Genomic DNA, 25,881 nt, shown 5'->3' with positions numbered 1-25,881 from the left:
CAAGAGCTACGGCTAAAAGGCCCATCTATCTTCTGGAAACACCAAAGCCCATCAGCCGCCGGCGACGCCGGCGGTTCTCGCGAAAAGGCAGTACGCAATGAGTGGCGTGAACGATATCCGGTCGACATTTCTCGACTACTTCCGCAAGGAGGGCCACGAGATCGTCGCCTCCAGCCCGTTGGTGCCGCGCAACGATCCGACGCTGATGTTCACAAACGCAGGCATGGTGCAGTTCAAGAACGTCTTCACCGGCCTGGAGAAACGTCCCTATTCGCGAGCGTCCACCGCGCAGAAGAGCGTGCGTGCAGGCGGCAAGCACAACGACCTCGACAATGTCGGCTATACCGCGCGCCATCTCACCTTCTTCGAGATGCTCGGCAATTTCTCGTTCGGCGACTATTTCAAGGAGCGCGCGATCGAGCTTGCCTGGAACCTGATCACCAAGGGTTTCGGCCTGAAGAAGGACAAGCTGCTCGTCACGGTCTATCACACCGACGACGAGGCGGCTGGTTACTGGAAGAAGATCGCCGGCTTCTCCGACGACCGCATAATCCGCATCCCGACCTCGGACAATTTCTGGGCGATGGGCGACACCGGCCCGTGCGGTCCGTGCTCGGAAATCTTCATCGATCGCGGCGAGCATATCTGGGGCGGCCCGCCCGGCAGCCCGGAAGAGGACGGCGACCGGTTCCTGGAATTCTGGAACCTGGTGTTCATGCAGTATGAGCAGGTGACGAAGGAAGAGCGCATCGACCTGCCGCGTCCCTCGATCGACACCGGCATGGGCCTGGAGCGCATGGCCTCCATCCTGCAGGGCGTCGAAAGCGTCTTCGAGACCGACCTGTTCAGGCATTTGATCGACGCGGCGTCCTCGGCGCTAGGCCAGGGGCCGAACCAGGAGAACGTCGGGTCGTACCGCGTCATCGCGGATCATCTGCGTTCGTCCTCGTTCCTGGTGGCAGATGGCGTGCTGCCGTCGAATGAGGGGCGCGGCTATGTGCTGCGCCGCATCATGCGCCGTGCCATGCGCCATGCGCAGCTGCTTGGCGCGAAGGAGCCGCTGATGTGGCAACTGGTGCCGGCGCTGGTGCGCGAGATGGGCCAGGCCTATCCCGAGCTCGTGCGCGGCGAGGCGCTGATCACCGAAACGCTGAAGCTCGAGGAAACACGCTTCCGCAAGACGCTGGTGCGCGGCCTCGGTCTGCTTTCGGACGCTACGGAGACGCTGCATGCCGGCGACATGCTGGATGGCGAGACGGCCTTCAAGCTCTACGACACCTATGGCTTCCCGCTCGATCTGACGCAGGATGCGCTGCGCCAGCGCAGCATCTCGGTCGACATCGCCGGCTTCACCGACGCTATGGAGCGGCAGAAGGCCGAGGCGCGCGCGCATTGGACGGGCTCGGGCGAGGCCGCGACCGAGACGGTATGGTTCTCGGTGCGCGAAAAGACCGGCGCGACCGAATTCCTCGGCTATGAGACCGAGCAGGCGGAAGGCATCGTCCAGGCCCTGGTCAAGGACGGCAAGACCATCGACAGCGCGAGCCAGGGCGATGCGGTCGCCTTGGTCGTCAACCAGACGCCGTTCTACGGCGAATCCGGCGGCCAGATGGGCGACACCGGCGTGATTTCCGGCGAGGGTTTTTCAATCGAGGTCTCGGACACGCAGAAGAAGGCCGATGGCTTGTTCGTGCATCTCGGCAAGGTGGCCAAAGGTACGGTCAAGACGGGTGATGCCGTCGAGCTGAAGGTCGATCATGCCCGCCGCTCAAGGCTGCGCGCCAACCATTCCGCGACGCATCTCATCCACGAGGCGCTGCGCGAGGTGCTGGGCACCCATGTCGCGCAGAAGGGCTCGCTGGTGGCGCCCGACCGGCTGCGCTTCGACATCTCGCACAACAAGCCGATCTCGGCCGATGAACTCGAGGAGGTCGAGCGCATGGCCAACGAGATCGTCGTGCAGAACAGCCCGGTGACGACGCGTCTGATGTCGGTCGACGACGCGATCGCCGAGGGCGCCATGGCGCTGTTCGGCGAGAAATACGGCGATGAGGTGCGCGTCGTGTCGATGGGCACCGGCCTGCATGGCGCCAAGGCCAATCGGCCCTATTCCGTCGAGCTTTGCGGCGGCACACATGTGAGGTCGACAGGCGATATCGGCCTGGTGCGCATCCTGTCAGACAGCGCGGTGGCGGCCGGCGTGCGCCGCATCGAGGCGCTGACCGGCGAGGCGGCGCGCAGGCATCTGGACGAACAGGACAGGCGGCTGAAAGCCGCGGCGGCGACCTTGAAGATCTCGCCGGCCGACGTGCCGTTGCGCGTCGAGGCGCTGCTCGAAGAACGCAAAAAGCTCGAAAAGGAGCTTACCGAGGCGCGCAAGAAACTGGCGCTGGGCGGCGGCTCGGCCGTTGCCGATGCTCCGGCCGCGAACGAGACCGTCGCAGGTGTCGGCTTCCTCGGCAAGGCGGTCACCGGCGTGGCGCCGAAGGACCTGAAGCCGCTGGCGGATGCCGGCAAGAAGACGCTCGGCTCCGGCATAGTCGTCTTTGTCGGCGCGGGCGAGGACAACAAGGCAAGCGTGGTCGTCGGCGTCACCGACGATCTGACCGGACGTTTCAGCGCCGTCGATCTCGTGCGCGTCGCGTCCGCCGCGCTTGGCGGTCAAGGCGGCGGCGGCCGTCCCGACATGGCGCAGGCCGGCGGCCCCGATGCGTCGAAGGCCAATGACGCGATCGCGGCTGTGAAGGCGGCGCTGGAAGCGGCGTGACGGTCGGAGCGATCGGCTGTAGCTCAGGCCGGCTCCCAACTCTCCGAGGGCTGCGCTGCCCTCATCTGGCTGCCGCCATCTTCTCCCCGTTGAACGGGGAGAAGGGCGCTGTTATCGCGGCTTTCGCCAATAGTCTGCGTTGCAGAAAAGGCGCCGGCGTTGCAATCGCTTCTTTCTCACCGTTTTACGGGGAGAAATGCCCGGCAGGGCAATGAGGGGCGGCGCCGAGGCTGAGCGAGTTACGCGACCTTTTCCGTCCGCGTAAAGCTCGACCGTCCGGCTATTCGGGCATACCAATCGCGCATATCCGCAAACCGCGCCAGCAGCTCGCGCCCTTCCGCGACCTTGACGAAATAAGCGATGATCGGCGCCGCGTGCAGGTCGGCCAGCGTCAGCTGGTCCCCAAGCAGCCAAGGCCCTTTTGTTTTCAGCGATGTCAAAACCTTTAACACTGTCTCAGCCTGGCTCAGCGCGCCGGCAATCAGCGCCTCCTCCGGCGCTGCCTTCTCCAGCCGCTCGACGGCAACGTCCCAGACCATCGCGCGATAACCATAGGCGTCGAGCATGCCGATGATCTGGCCCATCCTGGCGCGGCCGCGCACGTCGGCCGGCTGCAGCGCGGGACCATCGAAGGCTTCATCGACATAGCGCGCGATTGCGCCGGTCTCGAACAGGTGAAAATCGTCATGCTCGAAGGCCGGAATGCGGCCGAAGGGATGATGCTCCAGATACCAGGCCGGAATGCCCTCGGCGGCGAAGATGTCGAGCGGCACCAACTCGTAGCCGATGCCTTTCTCCTCCAGCGCCATTCGCGCGATGCGCACATAGACGCTGTAGTCGGCGCCGTAGAGAGTTGGCTTGGCCATCGATCAGCTCTCAATTTTGCCCGTCGCAGTGTCCAAAAAAGCGAAGGCTCCTCGCGGAGCCTTCTGTGTGCCGTAAGGTTGGGCTACCCCATGGCCTTCTGCAAATTCTCGTCGATCTTGTCGAGGAAGCCGGTGGTCGAGAGCCAGGGCTGGTCGGGGCCGATCAGCAGCGACAGGTCCTTGGTCATGAAGCCAGACTCGACGGTCTGGATGCAGACCTTTTCCAGCGTCTCGGCGAAGCGCTTCAGCGCGGTGTTGTCGTCGAGCTTGGCGCGGTGCGCCAGGCCGCGCGTCCAGGCGAAGATCGAGGCGATCGAATTGGTCGAGGTTTCCTCGCCCTTCTGGTGCTGGCGGTAGTGGCGCGTCACGGTGCCGTGCGCGGCTTCCGCTTCCACCGTCTTGCCGTCCGGCGTCATCAGCACGGAGGTCATCAGGCCGAGCGAGCCGAAGCCTTGCGCCACGGTGTCGGATTGCACGTCGCCGTCATAGTTCTTGCAGGCCCAGACATAGCCGCCCGACCATTTCAGGCTTGAGGCGACCATGTCGTCGATCAGGCGGTGCTCGTACCAGAGTTTCCGCGCCTTGAATTCGGCCTCGAACTCCTTCTCGTAGACCTCCTGGAAGATGTCCTTGAAGCGGCCGTCATAAGCCTTGAGGATGGTGTTCTTGGTCGACAGATACACCGGGAAGTTGCGCAGCAGGCCATAGTTCAGCGAGGCGCGGGCGAACTCGCGGATCGACTCGTCGAGATTGTACATGGCCATGGCCACGCCGGCGCCCGGCGCGTCATAGACGTCATGCTCGATCACCTGGCCGTCCTCGCCGACGAACTTGATCGTCAGCTTGCCCTTGCCGGGGAAGCGGAAGTCGGTGGCGCGGTACTGGTCGCCGAAAGCATGACGGCCGACGACGATCGGCTTGGTCCAGCCCGGCACCAGGCGCGGCACGTTCTTCATGATGATCGGCTCGCGGAAGATGGTGCCGCCGAGGATGTTGCGGATGGTGCCGTTGGGCGACTTCCACATCTTCTTCAGCTTGAATTCCTCGACGCGCGCCTCGTCGGGAGTGATCGTCGCGCATTTCACGCCGACGCCGTATTTCTTGATGGCGTTGGCCGAGTCGATCGTCACCTGGTCGTTGGTGGCGTCGCGGTTCTCGATGCCGAGGTCGTAATATTCAAGCTTCAGGTCGAGATAGGGGTGGATCAGCTTGTCCTTGATGAACTGCCAGATGATGCGGGTCATCTCGTCGCCGTCGAGTTCGACGACCGGGTTCGCCACCTTGATCTTCGCCATGGAAAGAATGCCTCGTTGCTGGGGGATCTGAACGGCCTTGCCCGCATGGTTTCGGCCGGGGATGCGGAGCGTATATCAAAGGCTTTTTCAGCGCGCAAACCGCGATCCGTGCCGGAGCGGACGGGTGCCGCTGTTGTGAATGCTTCATTTTCCGGTCCGGATGTGGCAGGGGACGCCGAAACGCCGCAAACCCCGGTTACCCACAGCTATGCCAGCCATCGAAAATACAGCCAAGACCGCTTCCGCCGGACCGGCCATCATCCTGGTCGAGCCGCAGCTCGGCGAGAATATCGGCATGGTCGCCCGCGCAATGGCGAATTTCGGCCTATCCGAGCTCAGGCTGGTCAACCCGCGTGACGGCTGGCCGAGCGAAAAGGCGCGCGCGGCCGCCAGCCGGGCCGACCACGTCATCGACGCCACCAGGGTTTTCGACGATCTGGCCTCGGCGGTCGCCGACCTGAACTTCGTCTTCGCCACGACGGCACGCGAGCGCGACGGCTTCAAGCCGGTGCGCGGTCCCGTGGAAGCGGGCAGGGCGCTGAGAGCGCGTGTCGAGGTGGGCGAGCGTACCGGCATCTTGTTCGGCCGCGAGCGCTTCGGCCTCTATAATGACGAGGTCGGGCTCGCCGACGAGATCGTCACCTTCCCGGTCGATCCCGGCTTTTCCTCGCTCAACATCGCCCAGGCGGTGCTGCTGATGTCCTATGAATGGATGAAGTCCGGCCTCGCCGACGAGACCCAGACCAACTTCTCCGGACCGGAGCTTATGCCGGCGACCAAGGAGCAGTTGCACAGCCTGTTCGCCTATCTGGAAAACGCGCTGGAAGCGCGAGGCTACTTCCGCCCGGAAGAAAAGAAGCCGAAGATGGTCGACAATCTGCGCGCTGTGTTGACTCGCGCGGGCTTTGCCGAGCCGGAACTGAAGGTGCTGCGCGGCATCATCTCGTCGCTCGACCGGTTTTCGCCGGCCATGCCGCGCGGCGACGGCTCGCCCGGGGACGATCCGAGACGATTGCCGGCCGGTGCACGCAGTCGCGCCAAAGACGAAGAAAGTTAAAATCGGTAAGCTGTGAGCATTTGAAGTAACCGAATTTTATTCGGTTATACGCCATCCTGGCCACAATAGTGGGGGTGGCACATGTTTACGTCCAATATTGGTCGACTGCGCTTTTTCCTTTACTCTCTCGGCCTCGCCGTGGCCGAGACCGTGGTGATCCTTATTTGCATTGTCAGTACGATCGGCTTCGAAGGGCTGATCAATTCGGGGCCTGGTCCGGCGCGGCAGGGCATGGCGGGCGCCGTCCTCATCGCCTCCCTCGTCTTTGTCGCGCTGCGCGGCAACATCGCCTCGCGCCGCACCCGCGATGCCAACGGGCGCCGATGGATCCTGTGGGCCTACATCGCCCTTTCCGCCGTCTACGCGCTTTTGCAGGCAGGCGTGCTGCTGGTCGTCAAATTCGGCGATCCCGAGAGCATTCCAGGCGGGCTGAACCTGCTTGGACTTTCGGTGTTCGGCCTCTGGTGCACGATCCTGTGGGCGAAGCCGGTCGCGGGCAGCAATATCGATGAATTGACCGATGTTTTCGATTTCGACGGTCCGCTGCCGGCACCGGCGCGTGCCGGACGCACCGTAACAGCCAGCGTGCCGGCCGCCCCACGTGCCGCCGCCTCCGCCGCGCGCGTCCCGCCGGCACCGCAGCCTTTCGGCAGGCCGCGCCCCGCCGGCTTCGGCAAGCGCGGGATTTGAGTAAGTCTTAGAGATAGAGCATGACGTCGTCCGAAAACCGCTTCACACTTTTCGGCACCATGCCCTGGCGCCTGCGCAAAAGCTGCTCGCATTCGCCTCTTCAAGACCACGATCATTCGCGATAGAAGCGCCGTCGGTCCAATCACGGGCCTGACGCTTCTCATGGCCGGATGACAATGAGCGATCGATCAAGCCAACGCCCGATCCTGATGTTCGATTCCGGCGTTGGCGGGCTGACCGTGCTGCGCGAGGCGCGCGTGCTGATGCCCGATCGCCGATTCGTCTATGTCGCCGACGACGCGGCTTTTCCCTACGGCGCCTGGGAGGAACCGGCGCTCAAGGATCACATACTTACGCTGTTCGGCAAGTTGCTCGATCGGCTTCAGCCGGCGATTTCGGTCATTGCCTGCAACACCGCCTCGACACTGGTGATCGATGCGCTGCGCGACAAATTCCCCGGCCATCCTTTCGTGGGCACCGTTCCGGCAATCAAGCCGGCCGCCGAACGCACCCGCTCCGGCCTGGTATCGGTGCTGGCGACGCCGGGCACGGTGAAGCGCCAATACACGCGCGATCTGATCAGCAAATGGGCGCAGAAATGCCATGTGCGCCTGGTCGGCAGCGACCGGCTGGCCGGGCTCGCCGAGATTTACATGCGCCAAGGTTTCGTCGACGAGGAGGCCGTGCGCGCCGAAATCGCGCCCTGCTTCATCGAGCGCGACGGCAACCGCACCGACATCGTCGTGCTCGCCTGCACGCATTATCCGTTTCTCGCCAACCGCATGCGCAAGACCGCGCCCTGGCCGGTCGACTGGATCGATCCGGCCGAGGCGATCGCGCGGCGCGCCATGTCGCTCATCGAACCGGTCGGAGAGACATCGGGCGAGAGCGAGCCCGATCTCGCCGTCTTCACTTCCGGCAAGGTGGATTTTGCCACCAGGCGACTCATCCAGGGCTTTGGACTGACCGCGCGCTAAGGCGTGTCGATATTCAGGTGAGGCCGGCCCGCAAATGCCAGGTTCCTGCGCTTCCGGTGCTCACGTACCTTGAGTACGCTCCGCTCCGGTTCTCGGAACCCGCCATTTTCGACTCGGCCTGACCTGAATCTCAACGCGCCTTCACCCAGCCGCTAAACAGGCTCGAAGACGATGCTGCGCTGATCCGGATCGGCCGAGACCAGCTTCAGGTTGAGATCGTCGCCCTGCCTGAGCCCGGAAGCCTTCACGTTGGCGACGACGGGCATGTCGGCAAGCTGCGCGCGCACGCCATGATCGACGAAGTCGGTGACGACGGCCTTGAACGTCTCGCCCTCGCGTCCCTTGAGCATGACCGCCTCGGCGAGGTCGATGGCGGCATGGTTGATCTGCGAAGCGCGGGCATCCGCACGCCCCATCACCTTCGGCAATCTGGCGAACGCGTCGGTGACGGCCTGCGGCACGGGCTGGCTGTTGGCGATCGCCAGCGTGCAGCGCACGACATAGCGGTCGGCCAGCCGCCTGAGCGGCGCGGTGGCATGCGCATAGGTCGCGGCCATCGCCTCATGCCAGGGGACGACACCCTCGTGATAGGGTTGGTAGGACGCACCGTTGCCTGCGCGGCGGATTTCCAGCATCAGCGCGGCTTGTTTCGGATCGGCCGGATCGAGCGTGCGCTGATAGTCGCGCAGGCTGGTGGAGGCGGGCCAGGAAAGCCCAAGCGCCTGTGCCACGTTGCGCAGTCTTTGCACCTTGGAGGCGTCTGGCCCCGACATCACCCGGAACAACCCGGTCTTGTGCGCCAGCATGGCGTCGGCAATCGCCATATTGGCGGCCAGCGAAAGTGCTGCATTGTCCTGCTCGGATTGCAGCAGCGGCCTGAACGAAAGCCGGAACGTGCCGTCGGCGACCTTCTCCACCTCTTGCTCGGGCGGATCGACGCGCGAGGCGCCGCGCCGCTCTTCGTTTGCCGCCATGCGCCGCGCCAGTTCCGCGAAGCCGGCTGGAACGTCCGAGGGCTGCACGCTGTCATAGGCGAGCTTCGCGCGGCTTTGGATAATGGCCCGTTCCGCGCCGTCCAATTTCACCGCGCCGTCGCCGGCGACCCGAACCGTGAAGATGACCGAAGGGCGCGGTCCATCGGGCAACAGGCTGGCCGCAGCCTCGGCAAGCACCGGCGGGTAGAGCCCGGCCTTGCCGTCCGGCAAATAGAGCGTTTCGCCCCGGTTCCAGGCTTCGATATCAATCGCGTCGCCGTCCTCGACGAACCAGGCGACGTCGGCAATGGCATAATGCAAGAGAAGATCGCCACCGCTGGCCTCGATCGAGAACGCCTGGTCGAGATCGGTGGAACTTGCTGGATCGAGTGTTACGAAGGGCATTGCCGTCCGGTCGGCATGCTGCCCGGGCACACGCTCTGCCGCCGCCTCTGCCGCGGCAACCACAGCAGGCGGAAATCCATCCGGCACATGGAACTCGGTGCGGATTTTGGCGAGGCCGGTGGAGAGCGCTTGTGAGGGATCGGTCAGCGATTTCATGCAACCGTCCTACACTGGCGTTCCCGACACGGGAAGGCTTGCCAGCGAGACCGCCAAGGCCGCCCGCCCGACGGCCGGCCCCAAGCAGACCGACGGCCGAGCCACTGCCGCTGGAACTGCCGCTTCAGCGCGGCGTTTCTTCTCACAGCAAAGGAGAAACCGGAGAAATCGCCATGCCCGCCACATCACAAGCACAGCAAAAGGCCGCCGGGGCAGCACTTTCCGCCAAGCGCGGCGAGATCAAGAAAAGCGAGCTCAGGGGCGCTTCGCGCGAAATGTATGAATCGATGAGCGAGAAGCAACTCGAAGAGTTCGCCGAGACCAAACGCAAGGATCTGCCCGGCAAAAAGTCATAGATCGCAGCATCACATGAAGAAGCCCGCGGTATCGCTCGCGGGCTTGTTCAGGTTGACTCAGCTGCCCGCTATCGCCACCAGCAGCGCTTCGTCTTGTAACGGACCACGTGGCGATGGCCGTGGCGCCAGACCACTCTTTTCGTCACCACGACGCGGCATACCTGCCTGTGGCCACTCCAATGCCTGGCCATGGCGGGTTCCGGCGTCATGACAGCCATGGATCCCGCCAGCACAGCGGCCCCGGTCAGGGTAAGGAAGAACTTTTTCATGGGAATTCGGGCTCCTCTGCTCCAGTCCCTTCATTAAGATGGCAGAGCAGCGCGGCTCCTTGAAAGCTACGCCGCTCTGCTGCCGGTGGCCTTCGCCACAACCGGCACCGCACGCAACGCGGGAAATGTTATCGGGTTGCGACCCACGCGGCCAGCCGTAAGCTTGACAGCGGTTAAATCTGTGTTTAACAGCCCCACCAACACCGGGTGGCGACGCCCGGTGGTTTCTTTTGACGTGTCCCGTGGGTTTTCCGTCGCTTTGCGTGGAAAACCCTGTCAGGTCTCGAAAACGGAGGCCAGAGGAGGGCGCGTTTCCTTCGCCCGGAGCCATGGGGTTCCGGGTATATTGTTTTGAAAGGGAATGCGATGAGCAAGCGCGAATCCGCGAAATACAAGATCGACCGCCGTCTCGGCGAAAACATCTGGGGCCGCCCGAAGTCCCCGGTCAACAAGCGTGAATACGGCCCCGGCCAGCACGGCCAGCGCCGCAAGGGCAAGCTTTCCGACTTCGGACTGCAGCTGCGCGCCAAGCAGAAGCTGAAGGGTCACTATGGCGACGTTTCGGAAAAGCAGTTCCGCAAGGTCTATGAAGAGGCCAACCGCCGCAAGGGCGACACCTCCGAGAACCTGATCGGCCTGCTCGAGTCGCGTCTCGACGCGGTCGTCTACCGCGCCAAGTTCGTGCCGACCATTTTCGCCGCCCGTCAGTTCGTCAACCACGGCCATGTCAACGTCAACGGCAAGCGCACCAACATCGGTTCGTATCGCTGCAAGCCGGGCGACGTCATCGAGGTGCGCGAGAAGTCGAAGCAGCTCGTGATCGTGCTGGAATCGGTTGGTCTCGCCGAGCGCGACGTGCCGGACTACATCGAAGCCGACCACAACAAGATGACCGCGACCTTTGCTCGCGTTCCCGGCCTGTCGGACGTTCCGTTCGCCGTGCAGATGGAACCGAACCTGGTCGTCGAATTCTACTCGCGCTGATCGACATCAATCAGCCGCAGCATCCAAGGCCGCCTCTCGAGGCGGCCTTTTCTTTGTCCGCTATGTCCGCTAAGCCGGGCGCCAACAGAACGCAGGGCCGGCGCCATGAATATGCTGCCAGATGTCAAAACGCTCGAGCCGATCGGCGACGAGACCGACGGCGGCTTCCATCCGCTGTTTGCCGACGTGCCGTCCTCGGTGGAATTCAACAAGCTGCGCAAGCGGCTGTTGAGGCTGACGCGCCAGGCGATCGAGGATTTCGCCATGGTGAAACCCGGCGAGCGCTGGTTGGTGGCGCTCTCCGGCGGCAAGGATTCCTATGGCCTGCTCGCGCTGCTGCTCGATCTCAAATGGCGCGGCCTGCTGCCGGTCGAACTGCTCGCCTGCAATCTCGACCAGGGCCAGCCGAATTTCCCGAAGCACATCCTGCCCGATTATCTCAACGCCAACGGCATCGCGCACCGCATCGAATACCAGGACACCTATTCGGTGGTGACCGACAAGCTGCCGGAAGGCAGCACCTATTGCTCGCTCTGCTCGCGGCTGCGGCGCGGCCATCTCTACCGCATCGCGCGCGAGGAGGGATGCTCGGCGCTGGTGCTTGGCCACCACCGCGAGGACATTCTCGAGACCTTCTTCATGAACCTGTTCCATGGCGGGCGTCTCGCCGCCATGCCGCCCAAGCTCCTCAATGACGAAGGTGACGTCTTGGTGCTGCGGCCGCTCGCCTATAGTGCTGAGGCCGACCTCGAGAAATTCGCCAACGCGATGAAATTCCCGATCATTCCGTGCGACCTCTGCGGCAGCCAGGAAGGGCTGCAGCGCAACGCCATGAAGGCGATGCTCGACGACATCGAGAAGCGCATGCCGGGCCGCAAGGACACGATGATCCGCGCCATGACCAATGTAAGGCTCTCGCATCTCCTGGACAGGAAGCTATTCGACTTCGCGGGGCTCGATGCGAATCCAGGACGAGACATTTCCGATGAAATTTGACGACCGTTCGATCGACTGGCTGGCCGAGCTTCTTGCCGACGCCGCCAGGACTGAAATCATGCCGCGCTTCCGTCGGCTGGGCGAGGGCGACGTGCGCCAGAAGACGTCCGCCGCCGACCTCGTGACCGAGGCGGACGTCAACGCCGAGAGGCTGATCACCGCCCGGCTGCTCGAACGCTATCCCCAGGCCATGGTGGTCGGTGAAGAGGCCTGCTCCGACAACCCGGCGCTGCTGTCTGGCCTTGGCGATGCCGCGCTGGCCTTCGTCATCGATCCGGTCGACGGCACCTTCAACTTCGCTTCCGGCGTGCCGCTGTTCGGCGTCATGGCCGGCGTCGTCGTCAACGGCGAGACTGTCGCCGGCATCATCCACGATCCGGTCGGCAAGGACTGGCTGATCGGCGCCAAGGGCGCGGGCAGCCATATCCGCCACGCGCATGGCGCGCTGGAGAAGGTCCGCGTCGCGGCACCGGTGCCCATGTCGCAGATGACGGGCGCCGTTTCCTGGCAGTTTCTCGAAGAGCCTGAACGCTCGCGGCTTGCCCGCAACCAGACCAAGACGCTGTCGCAATTCGCCTATCGCTGCGCGGCGCATGAATATCGGCTGCTTGCCAGCGGTCACGCCCATTTCGTGCTCTACAACAAGCTGATGCCCTGGGATCATCTCGCCGGCGCGCTGATCCATCAGGAAGCCGGCGGCCATGTCGCGCGCGTCGACGGCAGCGCCTATCTGCCGTCGCATGTCGACGGCGGCCTGCTGGTGGCGCCGGACAAGCAAAGCTGGGACGAGTTGCGCCGCGAACTCTGGGCCGAGTAGGGGTAATCCTGCGCTCGGCCGGCAATCTGCCGGCCGGATAGCAATTAAAGCGCGTCGCGCTGAAGCGGATTCAGGCGACGCGCTTTAAAACCTTTGTTTTCATGCATGTCGTTATCGCAAAACCGCTGAAACTTTTGCGCGACATGCATTAGTGCAGATCGGTGACGTGCCCCGAAACAGGGGGATTGTGGGGCTGAAACATCCTGCCTCGCTCGGCGATCAGGATCATCAGCAAAGCCGCGACCGAGACGCTGCAGAAGCCGGCGGCCAGAGGCGTGACCGTGCCGTTATAGGCCTGGCCGATCGCCGCGCCGATGAGGGCACCGAGGAAGGTCTGCATGAAGCCCAGGATGGATGCCGCCGTGCCGGCGAGCTCGCCGAGCGGCTCCATGGCCAAAGCGTTGAAATTCGCGCCCAGTCCGCCGAATGGCAGCATCGCCCCGGCAAAAAAGGTGACGAAGAGCCAGAGCGGCATCTGTATCTCCAGCGAGACCACCAGCCAGGCAAGGCTGATGCACAGGAAGATGAGCAGCGCGCCTTGCGACAGGCGGCGCATGCCAATCTGTCCGACCAACCGCGAATTGAGATAGTTGGAGAAGGCAAGCACGCCGGCGACGCCGGCAAAGATCAGCGGGAACAATTCGCCGACATGAAAGATGTCGATGTAGATCTGCTGCGCCGAACTGATGAAGCCGAACATGGCGGCGAAAATGAACGTGCTGGCGAAAGCGTAGCAAAGCGTGAGCCGGTTGGTGAGCACGATGCGGAAGCCGCTGACGACGGAGCTTACCGTCAGCGGCCGGCGATATTCCGGATGCAGGGTCTCCGGCAGGCGCAGCAGAGCCCAGGTCGAAACGATCAACGCGCCGATTGCCATGGTCACGAAAATCCAGTGCCAACTGGCGAACAGCATGACGAACTGGCCGATGCCGGGCGCGATGACCGGGATGGCCATGAACACCATGAAGATCAGCGACATCACCTCGGCCATGCGCCGGCCTTCGAACGTGTCGCGCACGATCGAGACGGCGATGACGCGGGTCGCGGCCGCGCCGATGCCCTGTATGAGACGCCAGGTCAGCAACAGGGTGAAACTGGGAGCTATGGCGGCGGCGGCCGCAGCCACGACATAGACGACCAGGCCAAGGACCAGTGGCGCCCGGCGCCCGAAGCGATCCGAAATAGGCCCGAACAAAAGCTGCCCGCCGCCGAAGCCGAGCATATAGGCGGTGATGACATATTGGCGGTGGTTCTCGCTCTCGACGCCGAGCGAGGCGCCGATCTGCTGCAGCGCCGGCAACATGATGTCGATGGCCAAGGAGTTGAGCGCCATGAGCGCGGCGCAGAGCGCGATGAATTCCCAGCGCGGAATGGGCAAGCTGCTTGCCCGTTGCGACGCTTCTACCTGCTTGTCCACGGCAAATTCCGATCTTTCAAACGAACAGGCGCCGGCTGGCCGGCGCGCTGGTTCGTCTCATCCCCGAGACCCGGGGGTTATGTTGCCGAGGTGGGGGCGGCCCCGAGCGATGCTTGCCGGCCGGAGGGTTAGCCTCCGCGCCGGCGAGCAAAATTGAATCAGGCGGCGCCTTTGACGCTGACGCCCTTTTCGACCAGGAAGTCCTGCAACTCGCCGGCCTGGAACATTTCGCGCACGATGTCGCAACCGCCGACGAATTCGCCCTTCACATAGAGCTGCGGGATGGTCGGCCAGTTGGAATAATCCTTGATGCCCTGGCGCAATTCGGCCGAGTCGAGCACGTTGACGCCTTTGTAGTCGGCCCCGATGTAATCGAGGATCTGCACCACCTGGCCGGAGAAGCCGCATTGCGGGAAGCCGGGCGTGCCCTTCATGAAGAGCACGACGTCGTTGCTCTTCACTTCATTGTCGATGTAGTCGTTGATGCCGGTCATGGACGGTCCTTTCACGCCTGTGGGAGTCAGGCTCGAAACATGTCCTTCAAATAAACCCATAGGTTGGCTGAAACAAGACGTTAGCCGCGACGCCGGCCCAATGGCGCAAGGGATAACGCGATTTTGGGCTAAGCCTGAGCGGCGCCGGCGCTCAGTCGGGAATGCTGGTCTGCAGAGCCAGCGCGTGCAGCAGGCCGCCCATATTGCCCTTCAGCGCGTTGTAGACCATCTGATGCTGCTGCACACGGCTTTTGCCCCGGAAGCTCTCGGCCACGACCTCGGCCGCGTAATGATCGCCGTCGCCGGCCAGGTCGCGGATCGTCACCTTGGCGTCCGGAATGCCTTCCTTGATCAATTTTTCGATGTCGTGAGCATCCATTGCCATGGCAAAATCCTGTTTCAAGCGGGCAGGCTGTGTATGTGACTCGGGGTGAGCCTAAAGCCTTTCCAGCCCGGATTGAAGCCGTTCCGTCGGGTGATGAGGCCCTATGGGTTATCCTGGCTCGAATGAACCACGCCGTCTTCGGTGATGTCATCGCGCGTCGAATAGGCGCGGCCGAGGCTGAAGACCAGCACGTAGAGCGGGAGGTTGATCAACAGGCTGACGATCGGAAGATAGCTCGTAATCCGCCATGCGGTTGAAAAGAAGGGCTGACCATAGCCGTCGCAGGTCAAGGACGAGCCATAGTCCCAAATGGCCCCGATCAACGCGGCGACGGCGAAGAGCTTGATGCAGGTCGCGACGTGCCTTGCCCGCGCCGGCTCCGGAGAAAGCCTGTTCCAGAGCACCAGGCAGACGACTGGAACGGCGTAGATCAGGGTCTGCAATACCAGCATCGGCAGCGTGCCGTTGGCCGCGGCAAGGAACTCGGCGCGGGTTTCCAGCCGCGGGCAGACCTCGCTCGAGGTCGTCGACAACAGGAAGAGGACGAACGGCCCGAGAAACCAGAAGAAGAACAGGGACGGCCAGAAGACGACTGCAATCAGCGCCCTGGCGGTTAAATCATGTCGCATAAAAAAGGATTGCTTCTAGCCCGGTCAACTGGCCTGATCCATGAAGCGCGGGAACCAGCCCTCATGGGCGGCGGTCAGCTCGCTGATGGGGATCGGCCGAGCCTCGCCGAGCTTCAATTCACGTCCGCCGGTGGTGCCGATCCAGGGCGCGAAGATGCCGAGCATGCCCTGCTCCTCGCGGATCCTGTCCCATTCGCCGCTTTGCGGGTCGATCGACAACGTCAGCAGGTAGCGCCCCTGGTCCTCGCCGAACCAGACCGGGATGGGATCGGTGCCGGTAAGCCCCGGAATGGTGGCGCCGATGCCGGAGGCCATCGCCATTTCGGCGAGCGCTATCGCCAGGCCGCCGTCGGAGACGTCGTGCGCCGAGGTCACGATGCCGGACGCGATCAGCGCGCGCACATGGTCGCCAACCCGCTTCTCATGATCGAGGTCGACCGGCGGCGGCGGGCCGTCGCCTCGACCGTGGATGTCACGCATATAGACGGACTGGCCGAGATGGCTGCCCCAGGTGGCGGGCGCGCCGACCAGCACGATCATCTGGCCTTCGGCGGCAAAACCCATACGCGCCATCTTCGACCAGTCGGCAATCAGCCCGACGCCGCCGATGGTCGGTGTCGGCAGGATGCCGCGGCCATTGGTTTCGTTGTAGAGCGAGACATTGCCGGAGACGATCGGGAAGCCGAGAGCGCGGCAGGCGTCGCCGATGCCCTTAACCGCGCCGACGAACTGGCCCATGATCTCGGGCCGCTCCGGATTGCCGAAATTGAGGTTGTCGGTGGCCGCAAGCGGCAGGGCGCCGGTGGCGGTCAGATTGCGCCAGCATTCGGCCACGGCCTGCTTGCCGCCTTCGTACGGGTCGGCCTCGCAGTAGCGCGGCGTGACGTCTGAGGAGAAGGCCAGCGCCTTGGTCGGATGACCCTCGACGCGCACGACGCCGGCATCGCCGCCCGGAAGCTGCAGCGAATTGCCCTGGATCAGCGTGTCGTACTGCTCCCACACCCAGCGGCGCGAAGAGAGATCCGGCCCGCCCAGCATTTTCAGCAGCGCGTCGGCGACATCGGCCTTCGGCGCATCGTTCGCGGCGAGCGGCGCCGGCTTCTTCGGCTCGACCCAGGGGCGGTCATATTCCGGCGCCTGGTCGCCCAACTCCTTGATCGGCAGGTTGGCGACCTCGTCGCCCTGATGGATGACGCGGAAACGCAAATCGTCGGTGGTCTTGCCGACAATGGCGAAGTCGAGGCCCCATTTGCGGAAGATGGCCTCGGCTTCTTCTTCCTTTTCCGGGCGCAGCACCATCAGCATGCGCTCCTGGCTTTCCGACAGCATCATCTCATAGGCGCTCATGCGCTCCTCGCGCACCGGCACCTTGTCGAGGTCGAGCTCGATGCCGAGGTCGCCCTTGGCGCCCATCTCGACGGCCGAGCAGGTGAGGCCGGCCGCGCCCATGTCCTGAATGGCGATGACGGCGCCCGACGCCATCAGCTCGAGGCAGGCTTCCAGCAGGCATTTTTCGGTGAAGGGATCGCCGACCTGCACGGTCGGACGCTTCTCCTCGATCTTGTCGTCGAATTCGGCCGAGGCCATGGTGGCGCCGCCGACGCCATCGCGCCCGGTCTTGGCGCCGAGATAGACGACCGGGAGGCCGACGCCCTTGGCCTGCGACAGGAAGATGGCGTTGGTCTTGGCGAGGCCCGCCGCGAAGGCGTTGACCAGGATGTTGCCGTTGTAGCGGGCATCGAAATTGACCTCGCCGCCGACGGTCGGCACGCCGAAGGAATTGCCGTAGCCGCCGACGCCCGAAACCACGCCGGCAACGAGATGCCGGGTCTTGGGGTGATCCGGCGCGCCGAAGCGCAGCGCGTTCATGGCCGCCACCGGCCTGGCGCCCATGGTGAAGACGTCGCGCAATATGCCGCCGACTCCGGTCGCGGCGCCCTGATAGGGCTCGATGTAGGACGGGTGGTTGTGGCTCTCCATCTTGAAGACCACGCAGTCGCCGTCGCCGATGTCGACCACGCCGGCATTCTCGCCCGGACCCTGGATGACCCGCGGGCCGCTGGTCGGCAGCGTGCGCAGCCATTTCTTGGAGGACTTGTAGGAGCAGTGCTCGTTCCACATCGCCGAGAAGATGCCGAGCTCGGTGAAGCTTGGCTCGCGGCCGACCAGATCGAGAATGCGCTGGTATTCGTCCGGCTTCAGCCCATGCGCGGCGACGAGCTCGGGAGTGATCGGCACGGAATTGGAAATGGTCATGAGCGGCGATTTTTGTCCGTGGAAGAGGGGAGTTTCCTTGAGTCTCCTCTTATCGCAAGCTTTCGCGCGATACACCCCATCGGATGACGAAAAAAGCCGGAAAACTGCCCCTGCCGGCGGAGGTCAGGGCCTAGAGCTCGCCAGCTTGATCAGGAAAAACTGTCGTAGCCGGCGCGGCCTTCGTCGAGCAGGCGGCGGATGACGGCGACGCCGCCGGCGACATCCTTGCCTTGCCGGGGCTGCGACACGCCGAAGCGCACGCCGTGAAAGACCTGCTCGGAGCGGCCGGCCTTGAACTCGTCCTCGTCGTCGATGAGCACGCCTTGCGCCAGGCAGGCGTTCTTGAAGGTGCCGGACAGCCACGGGTCCGGTAAGGTCAGCCAGACGAAGGGCACGTTGTCCATTGCCTTAATGTCGAACCCCGCCAGCACGTCGCGCACGATGGCGAGGCGCGCCTGGATTTCGGCGATGCCGCGCTTGCGGATCTCGCCCGCCTGGCCCGACGTCACCAGCCTTGCGCCGACCTCGGCCAGCAGGAAAGGCAGGCCGCCGGTCATCATCTTGTGGGCGACGCGGATGCGGTGGCGATAGGCCGGCGGGCAGGAAAGCCAGCCGCCGCGCACGCCTGCGGCGACGGATTTGGACAAGCCGCCGGCGACGATGGTGCGCTCCGGCGCGTATTCGGCCAGCAGCGGCGTCGGGTCGTCGGTGATCTCGCCGTAAAGATCGTCCTCGATCAGCGCGACATTGTACTCGCGCGCAATCTTCGCGATCGCCTGCCGCCGCTCCGCCGACAGGGTCACCAGCGTCGGGTTCTTCGCGGTCGGCATCAGGAACATCAGCTTTGGATGTTTCTGCGCGCAAACGCGCTCGAAATCATCCGGGTCGATACCGTTGTCGTCGGTCAGAACCAGCGCGATGCGGCGCCCGATCAGCCCCGCGCTGCGCGCGATCTGCGAATAGGTGAGGTGCTCGAAGACGACATAGTCGCCGGGCATGGTCAGCGCCGCGATCGCCGCCATGACCGCGGCGTGGGTGCCCAGCGTCGGCACGATCGAATCGGGCGAGGGGCGGAAGGCATTGCGCGCCAGCCAGCGGCTGCCCGCCTCATACCAGCGTTCGGGAAAATCCCGCGTATAGCTCGAAATATCGTGCGGGTGTTCCTGCGCCGTGCGCGCCAGCATGTCGGCAATCACCGCACCCTGGCCGACATCGGGCGCGGCGGTGCTGTCGAAGCGCAGCTTGCCGCTTGGCGCATCGATGGGGCGCGTGCCCTGGATGGCAGGTTCCAAATCCGGCTTCGGGTCTGCGGCGCGCTGGCCTAGCACATAGGTGCCGCGGCCGACCTCGCCGCTCACAAGGCCCCGCTCGCGCAGCAACTGATAGGCTCTGCCGATGGTGCCGACGGTCGTGCCGATGTCATAGGCGAGGTCGCGTTGCGGCGGCAGTTTTGCACCGGCGTCGATAACGCCCTTGTCGATATCTGACTCAATGCTGTCAGCAAGACGCTGATACAGCGGACCGGAGCCAGAGGAGAGGTCAGGGAGCCAATTTGTCATGGTGACAATTTTCTATATTGCACCGCGCGATGAGTCAATTCATATCGATCTCGCGATTGGGAAGGTACAATCGGAACAAGGCAGAATGACAATGGATACAATCGAGACAATTCGCTATGCTCGCCCGGCTTCTGGCGCGCAGGTCGATCCCTTGGCCCATCGTGGCTTCGTCGGCCGAATGGCGGTTGTGCTCCGTTCCATCGTAAGGCAGATCGACCGCATGCTGGAGCGCAGGCGCGGCCGCCTCGCGCTCATGGAGATGACGGACGAGCAGCTCAAGGATATCGGCGTCTCGCGCTGCGACGCCCATCGCGAAGGCATCCGGGCGTTCTGGGAGTAGCGATCTAGCGGCGGCTCGATTGAACCCGGGCTGCGGGCTTTCCCCGCAACCGGCCGATGCCGTGATCGACAAGCACGGCAAGCACGCTCAGCCCGACGAAAAGGGCGGTGACGGCCAGCGCTGAAACCGCGACGCTGGCCGCGCCGTTCTTGGCGACGTCGAGGAACGGGTAAGGTATTTCGCCGGCGAAGGGCGCGCGTATCAGCGCGTAGGCGAGATAGGCGACCGGGTAGATCATCCACCAGGCGATGTCGCTCCACTGCCGCCTGCCATCGGCGCCCGCCACCAGCCACCACAGCACGAACATCACCGGCGTCACATAGTGCAAAAGGACGTCGCAGAGCAGGAACAAACCCTGCGGCTGCCAGAGCCTCGCCAGAACCGTGGCGTAGACGATGAAAACCAGAGTTATGGCCACCGCCACGCCGGCCCGCATCCGCTGCCCGGCAAAGGCCGGGAACCAGGCATAGCCGGCGGGTGACAGCAGCGAAGCGTGCACCATCACCGCCGCGATGTTGGTCAGGATGGTGAAGAAGCTGAAATAGAAGACGATCGAGCCGAGCAAGCCACGGCCTGCGGTCACGGATGCCGGCATGGTGATGGCGAATTGCAGGACAAGCGCAATCAGCCCGACAACCAGCCCCGCGATCTGCAGGAACCGGCCCATGGCAAGCTCAGGCGGCAGCCGCGCAGGACGGATTGCCCGCCTGCCAGCGGGCGATGTCGGCACCGATGCGCGCGCCGAGCGGCTCATTCATCAGCGGGCCAAAGGCGTCGACGCGGCTGGAATTGCCCTGCGCCTGCACGACCAGCAGCGGCTTGCCGCCATAGTGCTTGGCGGGCACCAGCAGGAAGCGCGGCGTGCCGCTGTAGGAATTGAGCTCGTTGGCCATCTGGTAGGCCTTGAAGGCCGGATCCTTGCTGGCGATCCAGCATTTGTGCGCGGCGATCGCGACCTGCTCCATGGCAAGCAGAGAGGCGCTCTTGCCTGAGGGAACCGGCGTTGTCTTGGGGCTGGATTGGCAGGAAGCCAAGGCGAGCCCGGCGGTGGCCAGGAGAGCAAGGCGAGCAATCGTCAGTCTCATGGTCAGTCCGCCCCCCCGCGTTCCGATAGGATGTTAAAGGATCAAGCCGCGATGCCGAGCGCGCTCTCGAACAGCGCCCGTCCGTCATTGCCGCCGTGCGCCGCCTCGATCAGGTTCTCCGGATGCGGCATCAGCCCCAGCACGTTGCCGTTGTCGTTGACGATGCCGGCGATGTCGTTGATCGAGCCATTGGGATTGGTGCCGTCCGTATAGCGGAACACCACCTGGCCTTCGCCTTCGAGACGGGCCAGCGTCTCGGGATCGGCGAAGTAGTTGCCGTCATGGTGCGCGACCGGCGAGCGGATCACCTGTCCGGGCCGGTAGCCGCGCGTGAACATCGTGTTGGCGTTGGCAATCTGGAGCTTCACCTGCCGGCAGACGAATTTCAGCGACGCATTGCGCATCAGCGCTCCGGGCAGCAATCCCGCCTCGACCAGGATCTGGAAGCCGTTGCAGACACCGACGACGGTCACGCCCTTGGCGGCCTTTTCGGCGACCGCACGCATCACCGGCATGCGCGCCGCGATCGCGCCGCAGCGCAGATAGTCACCGAAGGAGAAGCCGCCGGGGATGGCGATCAGATCGACATCGGGGATTTCCGTGTCGGTCTGCCAGACGGTCGCCGGCGCCTGGCCGGAAATCTTGGTCAGCGCCGCGATCATGTCGCGGTCGCGGTTGAGGCCAGGCAGGAGGACGACGGCTGATTTCATTGTCAGGCAATCTCCACCGCGTAGTTCTCGATCACCGTGTTCGCCAGAAGCTTGTCGCACATGGCCTTGAGGTCGGCTTCGGCCTTGGCTTTGTCGGCTCCGGTCAGCTCGATGTCGAACACCTTGCCCTGGCGCACCTGGCCGACGCCGTCGAAGCCCAGCCCGGAGAGCGCGTGCTCGATCGCCTTGCCCTGCGGGTCGAGGACGCCGTTCTTGAGGGTCACGGTGATACGGGCTTTCATCAATGCTCCTGGGCAGATCGTCGTTTGGCAAAAAAAGGCCTGCCATTGTCTGGCAGGCCCGTCAGTACTTAGTGCTTCAGGCCCTTGGGCGCCTCGGAGGAAGCAACGAGCACGGGACCCGTCGGGCGCGGCGGCTCGTTCTCGTTGATGATGCCGAGACGGCGGGCAACTTCCTGATAGGCTTCGACCAGGCCGCCCATGTCGCGGCGGAAACGGTCCTTGTCGAGCTTGTCCTGTGTGGCGACGTCCCACAGCCGGCAGGAATCCGGCGAGATCTCGTCGGCGACGACGATGCGCATCATGTCGCCCTCGAATAGGCGGCCGCATTCGATCTTGAAGTCGACGAGCTGGATGCCGACGCCGAGGAACAGGCCGGAGAGAAAGTCGTTGACGCGGATGGCCAAGGCCATGATGTCGTCGATTTCCTGCGGGCTTGCCCAGCCGAAGGCGGTGATGTGCTCTTCCGACACCATCGGGTCGTCGAGCGCGTCGGCCTTGTAGTAGAATTCGATGATCGAGCGCGGCAGCACCGTGCCTTCCTCGATGCCGAGGCGCTTGGACAGCGAGCCGGCGGCGACATTGCGCACCACGACCTCGAGCGGAATGATCTCGACTTCCTTGATCAGCTGCTCGCGCATGTTGAGCCGGCGGATGAAATGGGTCGGGATGCCCATCCGGTTCAAGTGGTTGAAGATGTGCTCGGAAATGCGGTTGTTGAGCACGCCCTTGCCATCGACCACCTCATGCTTCTTCTTGTTGAAGGCGGTGGCATCGTCCTTGAAAAACTGGATCAGCGTCCCCGGCTCAGGTCCCTCATAGAGGATCTTGGCCTTGCCTTCGTAGATGCGGCGGCGATTTTTCATCTGATTTTTTCTCTGGATCTGCGGGCAGGCGGCAAGTGACCAGTTCCTGTCCGTTTGCCTAAGTTAGTATGGCGAAGGCGGCGTTCAATGCCGGTGTTATCGCAATCGTCTTGTTTGCTCAATCGGCAAATCCCGCGAATCAACCGCTTTCGGAACCGAAATGCCGCAGCGCAGCATGCGACGAAGCGTATTGACCGGCCCGCGGCCTTTTGGTTTGTGCTTGCCCACCACACATATTCACCGCCAAGCGAATCGGATTGATCGGAGGGACGTTATGAGCAGCATGAAAGACCGCGAAGAGGGTTTTGAGCGCAAATTCGCCTTCGACGAGGAGCTTCGCTTCAAGGCAGCGGCGCGCCGCAACAAGGCGCTTGGGCTGTGGGCCGCCGAGAAACTCGGCAAATCCGGCGCCGATGCCGAAGCCTATGCCAAGGAAGTGGTGGTCTCCGATATCGAGGAAGCGGGCGACCATGATGTCTTCCGCAAGATCCGCAAGGATTTCGATGCCGCCGGCGTCGCTCAGTCCGACCACCAGATCCGCCGCACCATGGACGAGCTGATGGCGCAGGCGATCGAGCAGATCAAGAACAGCTGAGGCTATGTGGGCATGATGTCGCCGGAAAACCGCTTCACGCCTTTCGCCATCATGCCCTATCTCTTTGTTTTTACGCAATTCCGGACGGAAAACCGTTACACACTTTTCCTGGAATTTGCTCTGACTGGACCAATCGACCGCCCGGCCAAACCGGGCGGTTTTTCTTTGCCTTAGCGTCGTTTCCAGCCGAAACTGCGGATTGTTAACAAGGAAAGTTCCGATGTCGCTCAAGTCCCGCCTGGCCGCCGACGAAACGCTCTTCACCGCATGGTCGGGCGTGCCGGATGCGCTGACGGTCGAGATCATCGCCAAGCAGGGTTTCGATGCGGTCACCCTCGACATGCAGCATGGCGGCCATCATGAGGACAGCGTGCTGCGCGGCCTGGTGCCGGTGCTGGCCGCCAACAAGCCGGCGCTGGTGCGCATTCCGGTCGGGCGCTTCGACATGGCGAGCCGCGCGCTCGATTTCGGGGCCGAGGCGGTGATCGCGCCGATGGTGAACTCCGTGGCCGATGCAAGGCAGTTCGCCGCCGCGATGAAATACCCGCCGCTGGGCGAGCGTTCCTGGGGGCCGACCTATGCCTTCCCGCGCCACGGCAAGGGCGACCATGCCGAATGGCTGCGCGATACGAACCAGCGCACCATGGCTTTCGCGATGGTCGAAACGCGGGCGGCACTCGAGGCGCTGGACGGTATTCTGGATACGCCCGGCATCGACGGCATCTTCGTCGGCCCGTCGGATTTCTCGATCGCCTGGTCGAACGGCGCCACCGTCAGTTCGACGCTGGAAAGCATGATGGAGACGGTCGCGTCGATCGCCGAGCGGACACGCAAGGCCGGCAAGCATGCCGCGATCTATGTCATCGAACCGGCGATCGCCGGGCGCGTCGTTTCGATGGGCTTCCGGCTGCTCGCCATGGGCTCGGACCACACGCTGATTTCACTCGGCGCGAAGACGCTGCTGAAGAGCATGCGGGATTCGATCGGCTCCTAGACGCCGATCAGGGTTCTTTCAGTTCCGTCAGAAACTTGGCGAATGTCATCGAACCCTCGGGCCAGGGGCCGAAGCCCGCGTCGTGGTTGAGATGGCCGGCCTCACCGGCGTCGATGAAGAGCGATCCCCAGGCGTCGGCAATGTCCTCGGCGACCTCGAAAGCGCAGAACGGATCGTTGCGGCTGGCGATCACGATGGACGGAAAGGGCAGCGGATCGCGCGAATAAGGGCCAAAGGTCATCAGATGTTTCGGCCTGATTTCCGGATTGGAGACATCCGGCGGCGCGACGAAGAAGGCGCCCGCGACCGGCTTCTTGAATTGCGGGATGGCCTGCACCGCGGCCGCGACGCCAAGCGAGTGCGCAACGAGTACCACCGGCCGCTCGGCCTCGTTGACGGCGTTCGCTACGCTCGCCGTCCAGTCCTCGCGCACGGGCTTGGTCCATTCCGCCTGCTCGACACGGCGCGCCGTCGACAGTTTCGACTGCCAGCGGGTCTGCCAATGCTCGGGACCGGAATTGGTGTAGCCCGGCACGATCAGAATATCTGCGTCTTTGACTTTCATGGCGCCGATGTAGCGAGCGGTCTTCTCGGCTGCAACCCTGTCGCCGATATCGGCGTGATCACAATTATGAACAACTTGTTCGACTCTTGCTCTCTTGTGTGAACGACCGCAATCGACGATTTGGAGGGGAAGAAGAGGTGGCGGCCTGCAAATCCCATTTCGGGAAGAGGCGACGCCCGAACGGAGAGTTTGATGAGCGAACTGCCTTTTGCCGCGACCACCCCGGTCAGCGTTTCGCGTGTCGGGCTGAAGGCGCGGGACGCCGAGAGCCTTGCTGCCTATTATCGCGCGGTCGTCGGCCTGCAGGAACTGAGCCGCGCCGACGGCGCGATCACGCTCGGCGCGGCCAACCGGCCATTGCTGGTGCTGGAGCGGGATTCTTCGGCCAAGCCCGACGATCCGCGCAGCGCCGGGCTCTTCCACACTGCTTTCCTTTTGCCATCGCGCGCCGATCTTGGCCGCTGGATCAGCCACGCCGCCGCCAACCGCATCGGTATCGAGGGCGCGTCCGACCATCTGGTCAGCGAGGCGCTTTACCTGACCGACCCGGAGGGCAACGGCATCGAGATCTATGCGGACCGCCGCCCGCAAGACTGGAAGTGGAATGGCGACAAGATCGCCATGGCGACCGAGCGGCTGAACCTGCCGGCGGTGGTGGGCAGCGTGCCGGCGGGCGATGCGGGCTGGCAAGGCGCGCCCGAAAACACCATTGTCGGCCATGTGCATCTGCGCGTCGGCCGGCCGGAAGATGCGGAGGCCTGGTGGCATGACCAGTTCGGCTTCGACACCGTCGCCAAATATGGCGGCCAGGCGGTGTTCCTGTCGTCCGGCCATTACCACCATCATATCGGCGCCAATGCCTGGCAGAGCGCCGGCGCCGGCCGCCGCGACCCCTCCCGCTCGGGCCTCGCCTGGGTCGAGATGCGTTCGGACAATGTGAAGGAAGAGACGAGCCGAGAAGACCCGTGGGGCACGGTGATCAGGGCCGTGCCTGGGAAGGCGTGAGCGGGCGTCGGCGACAGCGTCTTTTTCCCCGTCATTATACGGGGAGAAATGCCCGGTGTCCGAACCGGATAGATAGGTAACAGAATGGACCGATTGCATGGGTGACAGTTTTCTTGTCCGCCGGAGGACCGGC

28 protein-coding genes are annotated in these 25,881 nt (G+C 63.8%); 13 read left to right on the top strand and 15 right to left on the bottom strand.

Annotated features, from left to right (window positions below):
- The first annotated feature begins 97 nt into the window (after positions 1-97).
- Positions 98-2,767, top strand: a complete 2,670-nt coding sequence (gene alaS / locus FJ424_RS09445; protein ID WP_140650859.1) for an alanine--tRNA ligase — start codon at positions 98-100, stop codon at positions 2,765-2,767.
- A gap of 239 nt (positions 2,768-3,006) precedes the next feature.
- Here alaS and FJ424_RS09435 read toward each other — a convergent pair whose 3' ends face one another.
- Positions 3,007-3,633: a glutathione S-transferase family protein gene (locus FJ424_RS09435; protein ID WP_140650856.1), complete on the bottom strand. Its 627-nt coding sequence runs from the start codon at positions 3,631-3,633 to the stop codon at positions 3,007-3,009.
- A gap of 83 nt (positions 3,634-3,716) precedes the next feature.
- Positions 3,717-4,928, bottom strand: coding sequence for an NADP-dependent isocitrate dehydrogenase (locus FJ424_RS09430; protein ID WP_140650853.1), 1,212 nt, complete (start codon positions 4,926-4,928; stop codon positions 3,717-3,719).
- A 208-nt stretch (positions 4,929-5,136) separates the two neighbouring features.
- On the opposite strand from FJ424_RS09430, the gene FJ424_RS09425 reads away from it, so the two are divergent.
- The 3 genes from FJ424_RS09425 to murI all read left to right on the top strand — a co-directional run bounded on the left by FJ424_RS09425 (position 5,137) and on the right by murI (position 7,652).
- The gene (locus FJ424_RS09425; RefSeq protein WP_140650851.1) at positions 5,137-5,985 is read left to right on the top strand and encodes an RNA methyltransferase; all 849 of its coding nucleotides are present in this window, start codon (positions 5,137-5,139) and stop codon (positions 5,983-5,985) included.
- Between the two features lie 81 nt (positions 5,986-6,066).
- Positions 6,067-6,675, top strand: a complete 609-nt coding sequence (locus FJ424_RS09420; protein ID WP_140650848.1) for a hypothetical protein — start codon at positions 6,067-6,069, stop codon at positions 6,673-6,675.
- Between the two features lie 176 nt (positions 6,676-6,851).
- Positions 6,852-7,652, top strand: a complete 801-nt coding sequence (murI, locus tag FJ424_RS09415) for a glutamate racemase (RefSeq protein WP_140650845.1) — start codon at positions 6,852-6,854, stop codon at positions 7,650-7,652.
- Between the two features lie 152 nt (positions 7,653-7,804).
- On the opposite strand, the gene FJ424_RS09410 is transcribed toward murI, so the two are convergent.
- Positions 7,805-9,187, bottom strand: coding sequence for an RNB domain-containing ribonuclease (locus tag FJ424_RS09410; protein WP_140650843.1), 1,383 nt, complete (start codon positions 9,185-9,187; stop codon positions 7,805-7,807).
- 173 nt (positions 9,188-9,360) lie between these two features.
- Here FJ424_RS09410 and FJ424_RS09405 point away from each other — a divergent pair, with 173 nt between their 5' ends.
- The 4 genes from FJ424_RS09405 to FJ424_RS09385 all read left to right on the top strand — a co-directional run bounded on the left by FJ424_RS09405 (position 9,361) and on the right by FJ424_RS09385 (position 12,609).
- On the top strand, positions 9,361-9,543 hold the full coding sequence (locus tag FJ424_RS09405) for a DUF3008 family protein (RefSeq protein WP_140647513.1): 183 nt from the start codon (positions 9,361-9,363) through the stop codon (positions 9,541-9,543).
- 635 nt (positions 9,544-10,178) lie between these two features.
- Positions 10,179-10,796, top strand: a complete 618-nt coding sequence (rpsD, locus tag FJ424_RS09395) for a 30S ribosomal protein S4 (RefSeq protein ID WP_140627561.1) — start codon at positions 10,179-10,181, stop codon at positions 10,794-10,796.
- Positions 10,797-10,907: 111 nt separating this feature from the next.
- Entirely contained in the window at positions 10,908-11,792 is an 885-nt protein-coding gene (gene ttcA / locus FJ424_RS09390; protein ID WP_181181733.1) for a tRNA 2-thiocytidine(32) synthetase TtcA, read from the top strand.
- A complete protein-coding gene (locus FJ424_RS09385; RefSeq protein WP_140650840.1) occupies positions 11,782-12,609 on the top strand; it encodes an inositol monophosphatase family protein in 828 nt (275 codons plus the stop codon). Before ttcA ends, FJ424_RS09385 begins: the two co-directional genes overlap by 11 nt.
- A 148-nt stretch (positions 12,610-12,757) precedes the next feature.
- On the opposite strand, the gene FJ424_RS09380 is transcribed toward FJ424_RS09385, so the two are convergent.
- The 6 genes from FJ424_RS09380 to FJ424_RS09355 all read right to left on the bottom strand — a co-directional run bounded on the left by FJ424_RS09380 (position 12,758) and on the right by FJ424_RS09355 (position 19,349).
- Positions 12,758-14,026, bottom strand: coding sequence for a multidrug effflux MFS transporter (locus tag FJ424_RS09380; protein WP_140650837.1), 1,269 nt, complete (start codon positions 14,024-14,026; stop codon positions 12,758-12,760).
- Between the two features lie 158 nt (positions 14,027-14,184).
- The gene (grxD, locus tag FJ424_RS09375; RefSeq protein ID WP_059185116.1) at positions 14,185-14,520 is read right to left on the bottom strand and encodes a Grx4 family monothiol glutaredoxin; all 336 of its coding nucleotides are present in this window, start codon (positions 14,518-14,520) and stop codon (positions 14,185-14,187) included.
- A gap of 151 nt (positions 14,521-14,671) precedes the next feature.
- Positions 14,672-14,905: a BolA family transcriptional regulator gene (locus FJ424_RS09370; protein WP_140647507.1), complete on the bottom strand. Its 234-nt coding sequence runs from the start codon at positions 14,903-14,905 to the stop codon at positions 14,672-14,674.
- Positions 14,906-15,006: 101 nt separating this feature from the next.
- Entirely contained in the window at positions 15,007-15,534 is a 528-nt protein-coding gene (locus FJ424_RS09365) for a hypothetical protein (protein ID WP_140650835.1), read from the bottom strand.
- Positions 15,535-15,558: 24 nt separating this feature from the next.
- Positions 15,559-17,790 carry a phosphoribosylformylglycinamidine synthase subunit PurL gene (purL, locus tag FJ424_RS09360; RefSeq protein ID WP_140650832.1) on the bottom strand — a complete coding sequence of 744 codons (2,232 nt, stop codon included), beginning with the start codon at positions 17,788-17,790 and terminating at the stop codon, positions 15,559-15,561.
- Between the two features lie 149 nt (positions 17,791-17,939).
- Positions 17,940-19,349 carry a PLP-dependent aminotransferase family protein gene (locus FJ424_RS09355; protein WP_140650830.1) on the bottom strand — a complete coding sequence of 470 codons (1,410 nt, stop codon included), beginning with the start codon at positions 19,347-19,349 and terminating at the stop codon, positions 17,940-17,942.
- Between FJ424_RS09355 and FJ424_RS09350 the strand changes: the two genes are divergently transcribed.
- On the top strand, positions 19,348-19,689 hold the full coding sequence (locus FJ424_RS09350; protein ID WP_348639926.1) for a DUF1127 domain-containing protein: 342 nt from the start codon (positions 19,348-19,350) through the stop codon (positions 19,687-19,689). The genes FJ424_RS09355 and FJ424_RS09350 overlap by 2 nt on opposite strands.
- A gap of 4 nt (positions 19,690-19,693) precedes the next feature.
- Here FJ424_RS09350 and FJ424_RS09345 read toward each other — a convergent pair whose 3' ends face one another.
- The 5 genes from FJ424_RS09345 to purC all read right to left on the bottom strand — a co-directional run bounded on the left by FJ424_RS09345 (position 19,694) and on the right by purC (position 22,589).
- Complete coding sequence (locus FJ424_RS09345) at positions 19,694-20,356, bottom strand: Pr6Pr family membrane protein (protein ID WP_140650827.1); 663 nt, start codon at positions 20,354-20,356, stop codon at positions 19,694-19,696.
- Between the two features lie 7 nt (positions 20,357-20,363).
- A complete protein-coding gene (locus FJ424_RS09340) occupies positions 20,364-20,774 on the bottom strand; it encodes a hypothetical protein (protein ID WP_140650824.1) in 411 nt (136 codons plus the stop codon).
- A 41-nt stretch (positions 20,775-20,815) separates the two neighbouring features.
- Positions 20,816-21,484, bottom strand: a complete 669-nt coding sequence (purQ, locus tag FJ424_RS09335) for a phosphoribosylformylglycinamidine synthase subunit PurQ (protein ID WP_140650821.1) — start codon at positions 21,482-21,484, stop codon at positions 20,816-20,818.
- Between the two features lie 2 nt (positions 21,485-21,486).
- Positions 21,487-21,729, bottom strand: a complete 243-nt coding sequence (gene purS, locus FJ424_RS09330; protein WP_140650819.1) for a phosphoribosylformylglycinamidine synthase subunit PurS — start codon at positions 21,727-21,729, stop codon at positions 21,487-21,489.
- Between the two features lie 65 nt (positions 21,730-21,794).
- A complete protein-coding gene (purC, locus tag FJ424_RS09325) occupies positions 21,795-22,589 on the bottom strand; it encodes a phosphoribosylaminoimidazolesuccinocarboxamide synthase (RefSeq protein ID WP_040995384.1) in 795 nt (264 codons plus the stop codon).
- Between the two features lie 274 nt (positions 22,590-22,863).
- Here purC and FJ424_RS09320 point away from each other — a divergent pair, with 274 nt between their 5' ends.
- From FJ424_RS09320 to FJ424_RS09315, 3 genes are read left to right on the top strand one after another with little or no spacing between them, the layout of a single operon-like run.
- A complete protein-coding gene (locus tag FJ424_RS09320) occupies positions 22,864-23,184 on the top strand; it encodes a DUF1476 domain-containing protein (RefSeq protein WP_140647499.1) in 321 nt (106 codons plus the stop codon).
- Positions 23,185-23,196: 12 nt separating this feature from the next.
- Positions 23,197-23,358, top strand: coding sequence for a hypothetical protein (locus tag FJ424_RS33530; protein ID WP_181181950.1), 162 nt, complete (start codon positions 23,197-23,199; stop codon positions 23,356-23,358).
- Positions 23,359-23,404: 46 nt separating this feature from the next.
- A complete protein-coding gene (locus FJ424_RS09315; RefSeq protein WP_040981238.1) occupies positions 23,405-24,178 on the top strand; it encodes an HpcH/HpaI aldolase/citrate lyase family protein in 774 nt (257 codons plus the stop codon).
- 7 nt (positions 24,179-24,185) lie between these two features.
- Here FJ424_RS09315 and FJ424_RS09310 read toward each other — a convergent pair whose 3' ends face one another.
- Positions 24,186-24,743, bottom strand: a complete 558-nt coding sequence (locus FJ424_RS09310; protein WP_140650816.1) for an alpha/beta hydrolase — start codon at positions 24,741-24,743, stop codon at positions 24,186-24,188.
- Between the two features lie 192 nt (positions 24,744-24,935).
- Between FJ424_RS09310 and FJ424_RS09305 the strand changes: the two genes are divergently transcribed.
- Entirely contained in the window at positions 24,936-25,748 is an 813-nt protein-coding gene (locus tag FJ424_RS09305; protein WP_140650814.1) for a VOC family protein, read from the top strand.
- Positions 25,749-25,881 lie beyond the last annotated feature (133 nt).

This window comes from Mesorhizobium sp. B3-1-8, from assembly GCF_006439495.1.
Taxonomy (GTDB): domain Bacteria; phylum Pseudomonadota; class Alphaproteobacteria; order Rhizobiales; family Rhizobiaceae; genus Mesorhizobium.
This window is presented reverse-complemented; position numbering and strand designations above follow the sequence as displayed.

Excerpts from the sequence above, each read along its gene's own strand:
- FJ424_RS09430 (WP_140650853.1), bottom strand. The coding sequence starts at position 4,928 with ATGGCGAAGATCAAGGTGGCGAACCCGGTCGTCGAACTCGACGGCGAC.
- FJ424_RS09340 (WP_140650824.1), bottom strand. The coding sequence starts at position 20,774 with ATGAGACTGACGATTGCTCGCCTTGCTCTCCTGGCCACCGCCGGGCTC.
- FJ424_RS33530 (WP_181181950.1), top strand. The coding sequence starts at position 23,197 with ATGATGTCGCCGGAAAACCGCTTCACGCCTTTCGCCATCATGCCCTAT.
- ttcA (WP_181181733.1), top strand. The coding sequence starts at position 10,908 with ATGCTGCCAGATGTCAAAACGCTCGAGCCGATCGGCGACGAGACCGAC.
- alaS (WP_140650859.1), top strand. The coding sequence starts at position 98 with ATGAGTGGCGTGAACGATATCCGGTCGACATTTCTCGACTACTTCCGC.
- FJ424_RS09320 (WP_140647499.1), top strand. The coding sequence starts at position 22,864 with ATGAGCAGCATGAAAGACCGCGAAGAGGGTTTTGAGCGCAAATTCGCC.
- rpsD (WP_140627561.1), top strand. The coding sequence starts at position 10,179 with ATGAGCAAGCGCGAATCCGCGAAATACAAGATCGACCGCCGTCTCGGC.
- FJ424_RS09350 (WP_348639926.1), top strand. The coding sequence starts at position 19,348 with ATGGTGACAATTTTCTATATTGCACCGCGCGATGAGTCAATTCATATC.
- FJ424_RS09315 (WP_040981238.1), top strand. The coding sequence starts at position 23,405 with ATGTCGCTCAAGTCCCGCCTGGCCGCCGACGAAACGCTCTTCACCGCA.
- FJ424_RS09385 (WP_140650840.1), top strand. The coding sequence starts at position 11,782 with ATGAAATTTGACGACCGTTCGATCGACTGGCTGGCCGAGCTTCTTGCC.
- FJ424_RS09435 (WP_140650856.1), bottom strand. The coding sequence starts at position 3,633 with ATGGCCAAGCCAACTCTCTACGGCGCCGACTACAGCGTCTATGTGCGC.
- FJ424_RS09425 (WP_140650851.1), top strand. The coding sequence starts at position 5,137 with ATGCCAGCCATCGAAAATACAGCCAAGACCGCTTCCGCCGGACCGGCC.
- FJ424_RS09410 (WP_140650843.1), bottom strand. The coding sequence starts at position 9,187 with ATGAAATCGCTGACCGATCCCTCACAAGCGCTCTCCACCGGCCTCGCC.
- purC (WP_040995384.1), bottom strand. The coding sequence starts at position 22,589 with ATGAAAAATCGCCGCCGCATCTACGAAGGCAAGGCCAAGATCCTCTAT.
- purL (WP_140650832.1), bottom strand. The coding sequence starts at position 17,790 with ATGACCATTTCCAATTCCGTGCCGATCACTCCCGAGCTCGTCGCCGCG.
- FJ424_RS09355 (WP_140650830.1), bottom strand. The coding sequence starts at position 19,349 with ATGACAAATTGGCTCCCTGACCTCTCCTCTGGCTCCGGTCCGCTGTAT.
- FJ424_RS09310 (WP_140650816.1), bottom strand. The coding sequence starts at position 24,743 with ATGAAAGTCAAAGACGCAGATATTCTGATCGTGCCGGGCTACACCAAT.
- FJ424_RS09345 (WP_140650827.1), bottom strand. The coding sequence starts at position 20,356 with ATGGGCCGGTTCCTGCAGATCGCGGGGCTGGTTGTCGGGCTGATTGCG.
- murI (WP_140650845.1), top strand. The coding sequence starts at position 6,852 with ATGAGCGATCGATCAAGCCAACGCCCGATCCTGATGTTCGATTCCGGC.
- FJ424_RS09305 (WP_140650814.1), top strand. The coding sequence starts at position 24,936 with ATGAGCGAACTGCCTTTTGCCGCGACCACCCCGGTCAGCGTTTCGCGT.
- grxD (WP_059185116.1), bottom strand. The coding sequence starts at position 14,520 with ATGACCGGCATCAACGACTACATCGACAATGAAGTGAAGAGCAACGAC.
- FJ424_RS09365 (WP_140650835.1), bottom strand. The coding sequence starts at position 15,534 with ATGCGACATGATTTAACCGCCAGGGCGCTGATTGCAGTCGTCTTCTGG.
- FJ424_RS09420 (WP_140650848.1), top strand. The coding sequence starts at position 6,067 with ATGTTTACGTCCAATATTGGTCGACTGCGCTTTTTCCTTTACTCTCTC.
- FJ424_RS09370 (WP_140647507.1), bottom strand. The coding sequence starts at position 14,905 with ATGGCAATGGATGCTCACGACATCGAAAAATTGATCAAGGAAGGCATT.
- FJ424_RS09405 (WP_140647513.1), top strand. The coding sequence starts at position 9,361 with ATGCCCGCCACATCACAAGCACAGCAAAAGGCCGCCGGGGCAGCACTT.
- purQ (WP_140650821.1), bottom strand. The coding sequence starts at position 21,484 with ATGAAATCAGCCGTCGTCCTCCTGCCTGGCCTCAACCGCGACCGCGAC.